We start from the raw sequence: 12,473 nt of genomic DNA on the forward strand, positions 1-12,473 counted from the left end.
CTACCGGCAAAGGTAGGAGTAAGTGGATGTAGAGGCGGAGATCCTGGACATCAGGCTTCGGGTCCAGGCGCTGGAGGCGACACTGTGCGCCGAGGCCGACTGCTCCGAGGCGGTGCTCGGCGTCGCCGAGATGCGCGCCGACCTCGCCGAGACCCGCAGCGAGTCGGGCCAGGACGTCACGACCCTGACCGACGAGCTGCTCGGCCTGCGCGGGCAGACCGACGAACACTTCCAGGCGATCCGGTCGAAGATCCGCCGCCGGCTCGACCTGCTGCGCTGCGAGACCCTCGATCTGGCCATCAGGCTCGACCGCCTGCTGGAGAAGGACGACTCCTAGCGGGCCCCGCCGGAGGTCAGGAGGCGGCGTGGGCCTGGCGGGTCCAGGCGGACAGCAGGCGGAGAGCGGTCTGGGAGGGTGAGCCCTCCTCGGTGGTGTGGGCGATCAACGCCTGGTCGGGGTCGTCGGGCAGGCGGAGGGTCTCGAAGCCGAGGTCGAGCCTGCCGACCACCGGGTGCAGGTAGACGTAGCGTCCGTGGGTCTTGTCCTTGAGCCGGTGCTCGGCCCACAGCTCGCGGAACTCCGGGCTGGCCGCCGACAGCTCCTCGACCAGTTCCGGCGTCCGGGTGTCCTCGGGATGGCGGCCGGCGTCGAGGCGCAGGTAGGCGGCCACGTCGGCGGCCTTGGCGGGCCAGTCGGCGTACAGGTCGCGCATGCCCTCGTCCAGGAACACCAGGCGGGCCAGGTTGCGCTGCTCGGGCGGTAGCGCGCCGAAGTCGGTGATCAGCGCCGCCGCGAGGTGGTTCCAGGCCAGTACGTCGGTGTTGCGGCCGACGACATAGGCCGGCACGTCGGCCGACGCGTCCAGCAGGCGCTGGAGGCCGGGCCGGACGCGTTGCAGCGGGGGCGCGGCCTGCCCGCGGTCGCCGTCGTTCCAGGGGCGGGCCAGGCGGTGGAGGTGCGCGCGCTCGACGTCGTCCAGGCGCAGGGCGCGGGCGACGGCGTCCAGGACCGCTTCGGAGAAGTGCAGGGTACGGCCCTGCTCCAGCCGGACGTAATGGTCCACGCTCACCCCGGCGAGCTGGGCCAGCTCCTCCCTGCGCAGGCCGGGCACGCGTCTGCGGCTGCCGTACTCGGGCAGGCCGAGCTCCTCCGGACGCAGCCGGGCGCGGCGGGATCGGAGGAATTCGCCCAGTTCTGCGCGTCTGTCCAGTGCCATGCGACCAGTATCGCCGTCCGGCGCCGGCGCGAGCCTGGTCATGCCGTGCCTAGGCAGCGGCGGGCACTGGGTGGGCCGCGGGCGGCGCGCCAGAGTGGGGCGCACCGGACATCCGTACGGGATGCCCGGCCCCTCGATCCCACAGGGAGCAACGCGACATGAGCACCACCCACCTGCCCACCCGGCCTCTGGGCAGCACCGGCATGGACGTCACCCGCCTCGGCTTCGGCTCCTGGGCGGTGTCGGGAGCCGGCTGGAAGTTCGGCTGGGGCGCGACCGACGACGCCGAGTCGATCGCCGCGATCCGGCACGCCGTCGCCCGCGGCGTCAACTGGATCGACACCGCGGCCGTGTACGGGCTCGGCCACTCCGAGGAACTGGTCGGCAAGGCCATCGCCGACCTGCCCGACGCCGACCGCCCGTACGTCTTCACCAAGGCGGGCCTGGTCTGGGACCCCGACGACCCGCAGGCGGCCCCGCGCCGGATCATGAAGCCGGCAAGCGTCCGGCGCGAGCTGGAGGACTCGCTGCGCCGCCTGAACGTCGAGCGCGTGGACCTGTACCAGGTGCACTACCCCGACACCGGCGAGTCGCTGGAGTACGCCGGCGGCGGATTCGGCGCGGTGTCGCCCAACGCCACGCCGCTGGAGGAGTACTGGCAGGTCATGGCCGACCTGAAGGCCGAGGGCAAGGTCCGCGCGATCGGCCTGTCCAACCACTCGCCCGAGGAGCTGGCGGCCGCGGAGCGCGTCGCCCACGTGGACGTCGTCCAGCCGCCGTTCTCGGCGATCAACCGGTCGTCGGCGGCCGAGATCGCGTGGGCGCACGCCCACGGCACCGGCGTGATCGCGTACTCGCCGCTGCAGTCGGGCCTGCTCACCGGGACGTTCTCCGCCGAGCGCGTCGCGGGCCTGCCCGCCGGCGACTGGCGGACCGCCCACCACGACTTCACCACCGGGCTGGCGGCCAACCTGCGGCTGGCGGAGGCGCTGCGCCCGGTCGCCGCCCGGCACGGCGTCGGCGTCGCCGAGGTGGCCATCGCGTGGGTCCTGGCCTGGCCGGGCGTCACCGGGGCCATCGTCGGCGCCCGGCGGCCGGAGCAGGTGGACGGCTGGATCGGCGCCGCCGCGGTGGACCTGACGCCGGCCGACCTGGCGGAGATCGCCGCCGCGATCACCGCCTCCGGCGCCGGGACCGGCCCCGCCCGGCCCCTCGCGTGACGGCGCCGGAGACGTCCCTCGTCGTGCTGGCCGAGTACGTGGCCGCGGCCGGGCAGGAGGACCGGCTGCGGACCGCGCTCGAAGCCATGATCGAACCGTCCCTGGACGAGCCCGGCTGCCTGGCCTACCGCGCCTACGGCGATCCGAACCACCCGGCGAGCATGGTGGTGATCGAGGAGTGGGCCGGCGCCGGGGCGCGGGAGCGGCACCTGACCACCCCGCATCACCGTCATGCGGCGCAGGTGCTGGACCTCGTCCTGGCCGAGCCGATGGTCGTGCGCACGCTGGTGACCGCCTCCGGTGCGGGCGGAGCGGTCAGCAACGCTGTCCGTTGACGTAGTCGATCGCCGGGCTGTGCGTCACCGTCTGGCAGAAGTAGCTGCCGGACGGGATGGTGATCGTGCCGTAGGTGCCGCTGCCCGATCCGGTGCAGCCGCTCGCGACGATGACGTACCCGACCAGGTCGGAGATGAGGATGCGCGAGCCGCTGGTGCAGACGTAGGAGGCGTCCATGGCCGCGGCCGGCGCGACGGTCGCCGCCGTCACCAGGGCGGCGGAGGCGGCGACGGTGACCACGCGCTTGAGCAGGGATCTCACGACGTGCCCCTTCCTGCGGGAGGTGCGGACGCCTGCACCTGTACCCGAGCCGCGCCGGGCCCGATCTGGCCGGGGGTGTCCGCAAGAGGCCAATGCGGGGGAGCCGTCAGTGCACGGCGGCGGGGAATCGGTCCTGCCGTATGGGTTGCGGCCCGGCCTGGACGCGTCCGGAGGCGCCGGGCATTTGTGCGTCCTTCTTTATGGCGCTTTTCGGTGCGATTGCTGAGTATGAGGAGCATGGAGCGCGTGCCGCAGGAGGACGGTGCGGCCGGGGCTCGGGAAGCCGGGCGGGCCAGGGCCGGAAGGGTTCGGCGAGCCGCCGCCGGAGGCGGGGTGCTGGTCGTCGTGGCGGCGCTGGCGTACTGGCTGGGCGGCAGCGGCGGCGACGACAGGGCCGGGGGAGGGCCGGGCGGCACGCCGACGCCCACCGCGACCCTCACGGTGCCGGACGTCTTCCGGCGGGTCGGGCCGTCGGTCGTGGTCATCCAGGCGGGCAGGTCGCTCGGCACGGGGGTGATCGCGGCCGAGGACGGGACGATCCTGACCGCCCATCACGTGGTCAAGTCCGCGAAGGACATCGACCTCACGTTCGCGGACGGGACCAGGGCCAAGGCCGTCGTCGCCACCGCGAACCCCAAGCGGGACGTCGCCGTGCTCAAGCCGGTGAAGCTGCCGGAGATCGTCGTGCCCGCGACGCTCGGCGGCGCCGTGGCCGTGGGGGCGCCGGTCGTGGCGATCGGCAATCCGCTGGGCCTGACCTACAGCGTCTCCACCGGGGTGGTGTCCGGCCTCGACCGGACCACCGGCCGGACCGGCAAGGACGCCGGCCTGAACGGGCTGATCCAGTTCGACGCCTCCGTCAACCCGGGCAGCTCCGGCGGCCCCCTGCTGGACGCCCGCGGGCTGGTCGTCGGGATCGTCGTCTCGATCGCCGACCCCGGGGGCGACGACGCGTTCGCCGGCATCGCGTTCGCGGTGCCGATCGGCGCGGCCCTGGGCGGCGACGACGGCGACGGCCCGCCGGGCGACGGACCCCAGATCTGACCGGCACCCCCCCGAAGCGCCTACAGAAGGGACATCATGCCCCCGGCCCAGGCTTATCCGCTCGAACAGGTCCTCTTCGAGGTCAAACGCACCATCGTCGGCCAGGACGTGCTGCTCGAACGCATGGCCGTCGCGCTGATCGCCGACGGTCACCTGCTGGTGGAAGGCGTGCCGGGCCTGGCCAAGACCCTGGCCGTCCGGTCGCTGGCCGCGGCGATCACCGGCGGCTTCCAGCGCGTGCAGTTCACCCCAGACTTGGTCCCCGCCGACCTCGTCGGCACGCGGGTCTACCACCAGCACTCCGGCGAGTTCCGGACGGAGCTCGGCCCGGTGTTCACGAACCTGCTGCTCGCCGACGAGATCAACCGCGCCCCCGCCAAGGTGCAGAGCGCCCTGCTGGAGGTGATGCAGGAGCACCAGGTGACGATCGGCCGCGAGACGTTCCAGGTGCCGGAGCCGTTCCTGGTGATGGCGACGGAGAACCCGATCGAGTCCGAAGGCACGTACCCGCTGCCCGAGGCGCAGGTGGACCGGTTCATGATGAAGGTGGTCGTCGGCTATCCCGCCCGGAACGAGGAGCAGGCGATCGTCGAGCGCGCGCTGCGCCCGCCGGACCCGCCGCAGCCGACGGTCACGACCGCCGAGCTGATGGAGATGCGGGCCCGCGCCCGGCAGGTGTACGTCGATCCGTCGATCGTCGACTACGCCGTCCGCGTGGTCGCCGTGACCCGCTCGCCGGGCACGGCCGGGCTGGGGGAGCTGGAGCGGTACGTCACGTACGGGGCCAGCCCGCGCGCGTCCATCGCGCTCGTCACGGGCGCCCGCGCGCTGGCGTTCCTGCGCGGTCGCGACTACGTCCTGCCGGACGACCTGTCCGAACTCGCGCTCGACGTGCTGCGCCACCGTCTCGTGCTGTCCTACGAGGCCCTGGCGGACGACGTCGACGCCGACACGATCATCAGCAGGGTGCTCGGGGCCGTCCGGACGCCCGACGTCGTCCTGCGGAACCGCTGAGCCGTCATGGCCACCGCCCCCGAAAGACTCCTGCTCCGCCTGGAGTGGAAGGTCGTCCGCAGGCTGGACGGCCGCCTCCAGGGCGCCCACCGCACCGCGCACCGCGGCTCCGGCGTCGACTTCACCGGCCTGCGCCGCTACGCCGACGGCGACGACGCCCGGCACATCGACTGGAACGTCACCGCCCGCCTGGACGAGCCCCATCTGCGCGTGTTCACCGAGGACCGCGAGCTGACGGTGTGGCTGGTGCTCGACCGGTCGGCCTCGATGACGGCCGGGCGGCCGGGGCGCGGCAAGCACGACGTCCTGGCCGAGCTGGCGCTCGTCCTCGCCCGGCTGTTCGGGCGGGGCGGCGACCGGGTCGGGGCGCTGCTGTTCGACACCGGGGTGGTTCGGGTCGTGCCGCCGGGCACGTCCCGGCGGCACGCGCTGCGGATCGGCGCCGAGCTGGAGCGCACCGCCGGCCCGCGCGCCGGCGCCACCACCGACCTGGCCCTGATGCTCGACGCGGCCGGACGGCTGGCCCGCCGCCGCGCGCTCGTCGTCGTCCTGTCGGACTTCATCGGCGAGGGCGACTGGGAACGCTCGCTCCAGCGCCTGGCCCGGCGGCACGAGGTCGTCGCCCTGCGCGTCGTGGACGCGGCCGACGACGCGCTGCCCGAGGCCGGGCTGATCGTGGTCGAGGACGCCGAGACCGGCGAGCAGCTCGTCGTCGACTCCGCCGACCCGCTGCTGCGGGTCCGCTTCCGCGAGGCCGTGGACGCCCGTGACGCCCGGCTCGCGGCGGGCATGCGCCGGGCGGGGGTGCCGGTCCACCGCGTCGCCACCGACCACGACCTGACCGACACGCTCGTCGAGATCACGGCCCGCACGGGAAAGCGATCGTCACGAGCGGGTTCGGGACCGCGCGGGGAGTGGTCGCCATGATCGGGATCGGTCCCGGTTTCCGATCGGTCGCCATGATCGGGGTCGGTCCCCGTTTCCGGTCGGTCGCCGTGAGCGGGGTCGCCGGGGATCGGTTGACGCTGTCGTCCCCGCTGGTGCTGGCCGTGGGGCTGCTCGTGACGGCGGCGCTGGCCTGGGCGGTCGTCGTCTCGGCCCGCCGCCGGAGGTCCGCGCTGGCCGCGGCCGGGGTCGCCGGGCCGGGCGGGCGCGGCGCGTACCTCGGGACCGGCCTGACGATCGCCGCGGTCGGCGTGCTCGCGGTCGCCGCCGCGGGACCGGCGGCGATGCTGCCGGTGCCGCGGACCGCGGGCACGGTCATCCTCGCCGTCGACGTCTCCAACAGCATGGGCGCCGGCGACGTCGCGCCGACCAGGCTGGCCGCCGCGCAGCGGGCGGCCCGCGCGTTCGTGGCGGCGCAGCCCGACAGCGTGGACATCGGGGTCGTCGCGTTCGAACGCGGCGCGCTCACCACCGCCCGGCCCGACGCCGACCACTCCGTCGCGCTCAGGGCCATCGACCGCCTGAGGATCACCGGCGGCACCTCGCTCGCGGCGGCCATCACGGCCTCGCTGACGGCCATCACCGGCAGGCAGGTGGTCATCGGCCGCGACGGGACGCCGCCCGACCTCGGCTACTGGCCGTCGGCCACGATCGTGATGTTCTCCGACGGCCAGAACCAGGGCGGCGACGTCGGACGGGCCGCCGCCGCGGCCCAGAAGGCGGGCGTGCGCGTCCACACCATGGGGGTCGGCACCGCGGCCGGGGCGGCGGTGCAGGTCGACGGCTACCACCTGCAGACCTCGCTCGACGAGGGCACCCTCACCACGATCGCGCGGACCACCGGCGGCGCCTACCACCCGGCCGCCGACGCCGCGCGGCTCGACGGCGTCGCCGACGCGATCGACCTGCGGCTCACGGTCTCCGACGAGCCGCTGCCGCTCGCCGGCGGGCTGATCGGGCTCGCCCTCGTGCTGCTCGCCGCGGGCGCGGCGGTCACCGTGTTCCGGTCGGGGCGGGTGATCTGAATGTCGTTGTCCTGGCCGTGGGCGCTGCTGTCCGCGCTGGTCATCCCGTTGATCTTCGCGATCCGCTGGTGGGCGGGCCGCCGGCGGCGGCGGGTGGTCGTGCGCGTCACCTCGATCGCGCTCGTACGGGCCGCCCTTCCCGGGCGTACGCGCTGGACGCGGCGCATCCCCGTGGCGCTCTTCGTCGCCGGGCTGGCGCTGCTCGCGGCGGGCGCGGCGCGGCCGCAGGCGTCGGTGCCGGTGCCGATGCGGTCGGCGACGATCCTGCTCGCGCTCGACACCTCCGGCTCCATGTGCTCCACCGACGTCGATCCCAACCGCCTCACCGCCGCCAGGAAGGCCGCCGCCGGCTTCATCGAGTCGCAGCGCGGCGGGCCGCGCATCGGCCTGGTCACCTTCGCCGGCACCGCGGGCCTGCTCGTCCCGCCCACCGACGACACCGACGCCCTGATCGAGGCCCTGGACGGGCTCACCGTCGCCCGCGGCACCGCGATCGGCCAGGCCATGCTGACCTCGATCGACGCGATCGCCGAGGTGGACCCCTCGGTCGCCGCCACCGCCGCCACGCCGCCCGCCGCGACCTCCGGGTACGCCGGCGCCGCGATCGTCGTGCTCACCGACGGCGCCAACACCCAGGGCGTCGACCCGCAGCGGGCCGCCCAGGAGGCGGCGTTGCGCCGCGTACGCGTGTTCACCATCGGCTTCGGCACCACGAACGTGGTCCCGATGGTGTGCGACAACTCCCAGTTCGACGGCCGCGGCTTCGGCAACTGGGGCGGCGGGTCCGGCGGCGGCTTCGACCGGGGCCGCAACCCCCGGGTCATCGACGAGCCGGCGCTCCGGCAGATCGCCCGGACGACCGGCGGCTCCTACCACCGGGCCGAGAACGCCGACCAGCTCGCGACCGCCCTCGACGCCCTTCCCGGCACCTTCACGGTCGTCCGCGAACGGGTGGACACGGCCGCCGCCTTCGCCGGGGCCGGCGCCCTGCTGGTGGTCGCGGCGCTGTCGCTCTCCCTCTGGTGGAACCGCCCGCGCCGCGCCTGACCCCCTGGCCGGCGGCCTAGTCGAGGGTCGTCGCCGACCGTTCGGCGAGCCGTTCGTGGCGCTGCCGGGCGGCCTGCGCGGTGCCCAGGCCGAGCCCGAAGGCGATCTCCTGCCAGGTCATGCCGCGCCCGCGGGCCATCGCCAGCAGCCCGGCCTCCAGCGCGTCGAGCTCTCCGCGAACCAGCGGGACGAGGCTCAACGCCGCCGTGATGTCGGCCTGGTCGACCTCCGGCTCGCCGTCGTCGAGCTGCGCGGCCCCGCTGAGCAGGAACGACACCAGCCGGACGGCCTCGTGCGGCCCGATGACCGACGGGTGGGCCTGCCTGAGCCGCTGCTCGCCGGTGGCCGCGTGCCGCTCGGCGATCCGGAACAGGGACGCGTGCACCCGCCGGGCGCGCGCCTGCTCGGGGTCCGGCGGGGAGAAGGGGTGATCGATGGACATGCAGGCAACGATGTCGCGGGAACCTTTTGATGTCAACAGCTTGTTTTGAACAAACCGTTCAAAGCGTGGAGCGCCGGTTGAAGGTTTGCGGGAGATCAGTGAGGGATTCGGCGGCAAAGGCTACACCGAAAGTTCAACGATAGCGTTGAAGGCATGGATATCAAGGACATCGCCTGGCCGGTCGATGGCGCGGGTCTCTCGGCGTTCCTGGGGACGCTTCCCGCCCGGCCGCTGCTGCTCGGCCTCGGTGAGGCCCGGCACTTCGTGGGGGAACTGGGCGAGCTGCGCAACGAGATCTTCCGGCACCTCGTCGAGAACGAGGGCTACCGGTCGTTCGCCATCGAGAGCGACTGCCTCAAGGGCCTCCTGGTGGACGACTACGTCACGACCGGCGCCGGCACCCTCGACGACGTCATGGACCGCGGCTTCAGCCACGGTTTCGGCGCCCTGCCGGCCAACCGCGAGCTCGTCCGATGGATGCGCGCCCACAACGAGGAGCACGACGAGAAGCTGCGCTTCTTCGGGGTCGACGGCCCGCTGGAGTACTGGGCGGCGAGCCCGCGCGAGGCGCTCACCGGCCTGTACGACCTGCTCGACGGTCCGCTCCCCGCCGCGGTGGTGACCAGGGACACCCTCGACGCGCTGCTCGGCCAGGACGACCGGTGGTCCGACGAGGCCACGGCCATGGACCCGGCGAAGTCGATCGGCCAGTCCGCCGACGCCCAGCGGCTCCGGGTGATCGCCGACGACCTGGCGGCGCTGCTCGACACGCAGTCGCCGCAGCTCGGCGCCCGGGACAGGGAACGCGCGCACCTGTACGCGCGCACCGCCACCGGCCTGCTGCGCTACCACCACTGGATGGCCGACGCCTCCCCGGCGCGCTGGACCCGGCTGTCGGCCCTGCGGGACGCCATGATGGCGGCCAACCTGCGTGCCGTCGCCGAGCACGGCCCGGCCCTGGTCTTCTCCTCCAACCTGCACCTCCAGCGCGACAGGACGGTCATGTCGTTCGGCGACCAGCGGCTGGAGTGGTGGAGCGCGGGGGCGATCGCCGCCGCCCACCTGGGCGACCGGTACGCCTACCTGGCCTCCGCCTTCGGCACGACCGGCGACGACGCCCCGCCGGAGGACACCGTCGAGGGCGCGTTGTCCGCGCTCCCGTGGGAGCACTCGGTGATCGACGCCCGCCGCCTGGCCGAGGCCGTCGCCGGCCCGGCGAAGCGCGTGTCCCAGGATTTCGCCTACTTCCCGCTGGAGCCGTCCCACCTGGGCGCGATCGACGCCGTCGTCTTCCTCAAGCGGGTCGGCGCCTGGGGGTGAGCGTCCGGGGGCGGGCAGCACGATGGTCCCTCCCCGCGGGGAGGGACCATCAGGTTGACGCGGATGGGAAGAGGGCTACCTACATGGAGGTTTCCCAGGGCATCGGCATGTCGCCCGTCTCCCGGTAGGAACGTTCCATGTACGGGTCGTCCGTCATGTCCTCAGGCCGAGGCTCGTAGGACTCGTCCATGGAGTGGCCCATGTCCCGCTCGTCCTTGTCCGCGTGCTCCGGGACGCATCCCGATTCGGCGGTCTTGCCGTCGTACGGCATCTTGCCGGGCGGGCACTGGTGGTCGTAGCCGTGGTCGTACCTGTGGTCGTACCCGTGACCGTGACCGTGGCCGTGGTCGTGGTCGTGACCGTGGTGACGGCCGTGGCCGTGGTGGTGGTGCGGCTTCTTGCCGGGACGGCAGTGGTGGTTCTTCTTGCCCGGCCGGCACGGCGGCCGCGGGTGCTGCGACTTCTGCACGACCCGGATGGTCGCCGTCGCCGGAGCGGAGGTCAGGCCGTCCGCCCGCGCCACGGCGGTGTTGGTGATGGTGAAGCGGCAGCCCTTCCGGCAGTCCTTGTTGCCGCCGGGACGGCTCGGCACGACGAAGACGCCCGTGCACGTGGTGGTCTCGCCGGGCTCCAGAGTGGTGGTCCGGCAGACGATGTTCGTCACCCTGTTGTCGTCGATCCGGAGGTTCTCCACCGTCTCGTCGGAGTTGTTCCTGACCTCGTAGCGGTAGGTGACCCGCTCACCCGGCCGGTACGTGCGGGTGTCGTCCACGGTCTTCTCCAGCAGGAGCGTCCCGCGCTCGCCCATGACGTCGATGGTCGCCTCCGACGGCGGCGAGCTCACCTCCGTGTCGTCGATCATGCCCACCGCGGTGGCGGTGTTGGTGACCGAGCCGTGGGCGGCGTCCTCTTCGGTGACCGTGTAGGTGCCCGTGCAGAGCGTGGACTCGCCGGGCTCCAGGGCGGTGGTCTCGCAGACGATGTCCGACACCCGGTTGTCGTCGATCCGCAGGTCCGTCACGGTCTCCCGGAACGTGTTCCGCACGACGTAGCGGTAGGTGACCCGGTCGCCGGGGCGGTACATGCGGGAGTCGTCGACGCGCTTGTCCAGCTCCAGCATCCCGCGCTCGTCCGTGACGCCGATGGTGACCTCGGACGGCGGCGAGGTGACCTCGTTGCCGTCGGCCCGGCCCATCGCGGTGGCGACGTTGGTGACCGAGCCGCGCTCGGCGTCCTCCTCCGTGACCGTGTACGAGCCGCGGCAGATGACCCGCTCGCCCACGTTCAAGGTGGTCTGCGGGCAGGTGACCTCTTCGACGACGTCGTCGTCCACCATCAGGTCGGCGATGTTCATGTTGCCGGTGTTGGTGACCACGTACTCGTAGGGCACCTCCGTGCCCACCGGCACCGGGTCGGGCAGGTCGGCGTCCTCGGCGACGCGCTTCCTGAGCGACAGCTCAGGCCGCTCGGCCACCGGACGGACGACCACGTTCCGGATCAGGTGCACATCGCTGAACAGGCCGGTGGACGCACCGAACCCGAACTTGTAGGTCGCCGGGACCGGCTGCGGCGCGGGCAGCGACAGCACCTCCTGCATCCCGTTGCCGTCGTTGAAGTCGATCGAGACGGTGATCTCGGGGTTCGGCGCCGGCGTGATCCGGACGTTGACCGTGCGCTTCGACTCCTCCAGCACGGCCTGGGCCGCCCGCGGGTCGTTGGGCACCGACATCGTGGGGCCCTGCAACTGGCCCGGCAGCGTCGAGGGCCACGGCCCCGTCGTGGTGAAGTTGCTGGTGGTGGCGGTCAGGAAGCAGTAGCCCGCGGTGCCGTTGCCGGGCCCGCGCACCGTCACCATGTTCGGCCCGGGAGCCGGGACACGGAACCCGGTGCCAGCCGGTGAGCGCTCGGCGCAGGTGCGGCCGCGCTGCTCCCAGTCCCCGAAGTAGTTGCCGAGGACGTCCAGGCCGACGCCGATGTAGCCCTGGTTGACCCCCGGCTCGAAGGGGTTCGCCGGGTCGTCGTCGGGCAGCTTCTGGGCGTAGCCGAGGCTGCCGCCGAACGCGCCCGGCCGGTCCAGCGAGGCTTCCCCGTTGATCAGGAAGAAGGAGATGCCGTCCGCGGGCACCGCCGTGGTGTTGCCGTACTGCCACTGCTCGAACGTCACGTCCAGGCCCTCTTCGGCCGGGATCGGCTCGTTGTAGAGGGCGGCCGCCGTCTGGTCCAGGTCGGCGCTGGTGAGCTGGAGATAGCCGTACGGCGCTCCTCCGGTCGGCGGGACGGGACCCGCCGCGTTGGCGGGGCAGCCCCCGAGCGGATGGTCGCCGGGCCCGGCGGGCGGAGCCGCCGGCGCGCCGGTCAGGCAGGCCGATCCCACGCCGATGAACTGCGGGATCGCGGTGGCCCCGGTGAAGTCCTCCTCGACCAGCGGAACCGGTTGCGCCGCCGCTGGACGGGCAGGTTGCAGCGCGACCGACACCGCGCTCAGAAGGAGCATGGTGGAAATGGCCGCACGTTTAGGGCCCGATGAGCTGTTTCCCGGCCCCGCGGGGCCAGATCGTATCTTCACGAATACTGAAGGTAACCATGCGCACTTGTGAACAGC

At 73.2% G+C, this 12,473-nt stretch carries 13 protein-coding genes; 9 read left to right on the top strand and 4 right to left on the bottom strand.

Annotation, left to right across the window (positions count from 1 at the left end):
* The first annotated feature begins 22 nt into the window (after positions 1–22).
* Positions 23–337, top strand: a complete 315-nt coding sequence (locus ACIBST_RS44545) for a hypothetical protein (protein ID WP_397179523.1) — start codon at positions 23–25, stop codon at positions 335–337.
* A 16-nt stretch (positions 338–353) separates the two neighbouring features.
* On the opposite strand, the gene ACIBST_RS44550 is transcribed toward ACIBST_RS44545, so the two are convergent.
* Positions 354–1,217 (bottom strand): helix-turn-helix transcriptional regulator, encoded by an 864-nt coding sequence (locus ACIBST_RS44550; protein ID WP_397179524.1) that lies wholly within the window; start codon positions 1,215–1,217, stop codon positions 354–356.
* 158 nt (positions 1,218–1,375) lie between these two features.
* On the opposite strand from ACIBST_RS44550, the gene ACIBST_RS44555 reads away from it, so the two are divergent.
* The gene (locus tag ACIBST_RS44555; RefSeq protein WP_397179525.1) at positions 1,376–2,437 is read left to right on the top strand and encodes an aldo/keto reductase; all 1,062 of its coding nucleotides are present in this window, start codon (positions 1,376–1,378) and stop codon (positions 2,435–2,437) included.
* Positions 2,434–2,772: a putative quinol monooxygenase gene (locus ACIBST_RS44560; RefSeq protein ID WP_397179526.1), complete on the top strand. Its 339-nt coding sequence runs from the start codon at positions 2,434–2,436 to the stop codon at positions 2,770–2,772. The genes ACIBST_RS44555 and ACIBST_RS44560 overlap by 4 nt, the downstream gene beginning before the upstream one ends.
* On the opposite strand, the gene ACIBST_RS44565 is transcribed toward ACIBST_RS44560, so the two are convergent.
* Positions 2,753–3,034: a hypothetical protein gene (locus ACIBST_RS44565; protein ID WP_397179527.1), complete on the bottom strand. Its 282-nt coding sequence runs from the start codon at positions 3,032–3,034 to the stop codon at positions 2,753–2,755. The genes ACIBST_RS44560 and ACIBST_RS44565 overlap by 20 nt on opposite strands.
* A 237-nt stretch (positions 3,035–3,271) precedes the next feature.
* Here ACIBST_RS44565 and ACIBST_RS44570 point away from each other — a divergent pair, with 237 nt between their 5' ends.
* From ACIBST_RS44570 to ACIBST_RS44590, 5 genes are read left to right on the top strand one after another with little or no spacing between them, the layout of a single operon-like run.
* Positions 3,272–4,078: a S1C family serine protease gene (locus ACIBST_RS44570; protein ID WP_397179528.1), complete on the top strand. Its 807-nt coding sequence runs from the start codon at positions 3,272–3,274 to the stop codon at positions 4,076–4,078.
* Between the two features lie 36 nt (positions 4,079–4,114).
* Positions 4,115–5,092: an AAA family ATPase gene (locus ACIBST_RS44575; RefSeq protein ID WP_397179529.1), complete on the top strand. Its 978-nt coding sequence runs from the start codon at positions 4,115–4,117 to the stop codon at positions 5,090–5,092.
* A 6-nt stretch (positions 5,093–5,098) separates the two neighbouring features.
* On the top strand, positions 5,099–6,019 hold the full coding sequence (locus ACIBST_RS44580; RefSeq protein WP_397179530.1) for a DUF58 domain-containing protein: 921 nt from the start codon (positions 5,099–5,101) through the stop codon (positions 6,017–6,019).
* On the top strand, positions 6,016–7,062 hold the full coding sequence (locus ACIBST_RS44585) for a VWA domain-containing protein (protein ID WP_397179531.1): 1,047 nt from the start codon (positions 6,016–6,018) through the stop codon (positions 7,060–7,062). The genes ACIBST_RS44580 and ACIBST_RS44585 overlap by 4 nt, the downstream gene beginning before the upstream one ends.
* On the top strand, positions 7,063–8,109 hold the full coding sequence (locus ACIBST_RS44590) for a VWA domain-containing protein (RefSeq protein WP_397179532.1): 1,047 nt from the start codon (positions 7,063–7,065) through the stop codon (positions 8,107–8,109).
* 16 nt (positions 8,110–8,125) lie between these two features.
* Here ACIBST_RS44590 and ACIBST_RS44595 read toward each other — a convergent pair whose 3' ends face one another.
* On the bottom strand, positions 8,126–8,551 hold the full coding sequence (locus ACIBST_RS44595) for a DNA-binding protein (protein ID WP_397179533.1): 426 nt from the start codon (positions 8,549–8,551) through the stop codon (positions 8,126–8,128).
* 153 nt (positions 8,552–8,704) lie between these two features.
* Between ACIBST_RS44595 and ACIBST_RS44600 the strand changes: the two genes are divergently transcribed.
* Positions 8,705–9,871, top strand: a complete 1,167-nt coding sequence (locus ACIBST_RS44600) for an erythromycin esterase family protein (RefSeq protein ID WP_397179534.1) — start codon at positions 8,705–8,707, stop codon at positions 9,869–9,871.
* A 79-nt stretch (positions 9,872–9,950) separates the two neighbouring features.
* Here the strand turns inward: ACIBST_RS44600 and ACIBST_RS44605 are convergent, their stop codons facing one another.
* Positions 9,951–12,365 carry a hypothetical protein gene (locus tag ACIBST_RS44605; protein ID WP_397179535.1) on the bottom strand — a complete coding sequence of 805 codons (2,415 nt, stop codon included), beginning with the start codon at positions 12,363–12,365 and terminating at the stop codon, positions 9,951–9,953.
* Between the last annotated feature and the right edge of the window lie 108 nt (positions 12,366–12,473).

Source organism: Nonomuraea sp. NPDC049684, assembly GCF_044465345.1.
GTDB lineage: Bacteria > Actinomycetota > Actinomycetes > Streptosporangiales > Streptosporangiaceae > Nonomuraea.

Excerpts from the sequence above, each read along its gene's own strand:
- ACIBST_RS44550 (WP_397179524.1), bottom strand. The coding sequence starts at position 1,217 with ATGGCACTGGACAGACGCGCAGAACTGGGCGAATTCCTCCGATCCCGC.
- ACIBST_RS44555 (WP_397179525.1), top strand. The coding sequence starts at position 1,376 with ATGAGCACCACCCACCTGCCCACCCGGCCTCTGGGCAGCACCGGCATG.
- ACIBST_RS44570 (WP_397179528.1), top strand. The coding sequence starts at position 3,272 with ATGGAGCGCGTGCCGCAGGAGGACGGTGCGGCCGGGGCTCGGGAAGCC.
- ACIBST_RS44575 (WP_397179529.1), top strand. The coding sequence starts at position 4,115 with ATGCCCCCGGCCCAGGCTTATCCGCTCGAACAGGTCCTCTTCGAGGTC.
- ACIBST_RS44580 (WP_397179530.1), top strand. The coding sequence starts at position 5,099 with ATGGCCACCGCCCCCGAAAGACTCCTGCTCCGCCTGGAGTGGAAGGTC.
- ACIBST_RS44585 (WP_397179531.1), top strand. The coding sequence starts at position 6,016 with ATGATCGGGATCGGTCCCGGTTTCCGATCGGTCGCCATGATCGGGGTC.
- ACIBST_RS44590 (WP_397179532.1), top strand. The coding sequence starts at position 7,063 with ATGTCGTTGTCCTGGCCGTGGGCGCTGCTGTCCGCGCTGGTCATCCCG.
- ACIBST_RS44595 (WP_397179533.1), bottom strand. The coding sequence starts at position 8,551 with ATGTCCATCGATCACCCCTTCTCCCCGCCGGACCCCGAGCAGGCGCGC.
- ACIBST_RS44600 (WP_397179534.1), top strand. The coding sequence starts at position 8,705 with ATGGATATCAAGGACATCGCCTGGCCGGTCGATGGCGCGGGTCTCTCG.
- ACIBST_RS44605 (WP_397179535.1), bottom strand. The coding sequence starts at position 12,365 with ATGCTCCTTCTGAGCGCGGTGTCGGTCGCGCTGCAACCTGCCCGTCCA.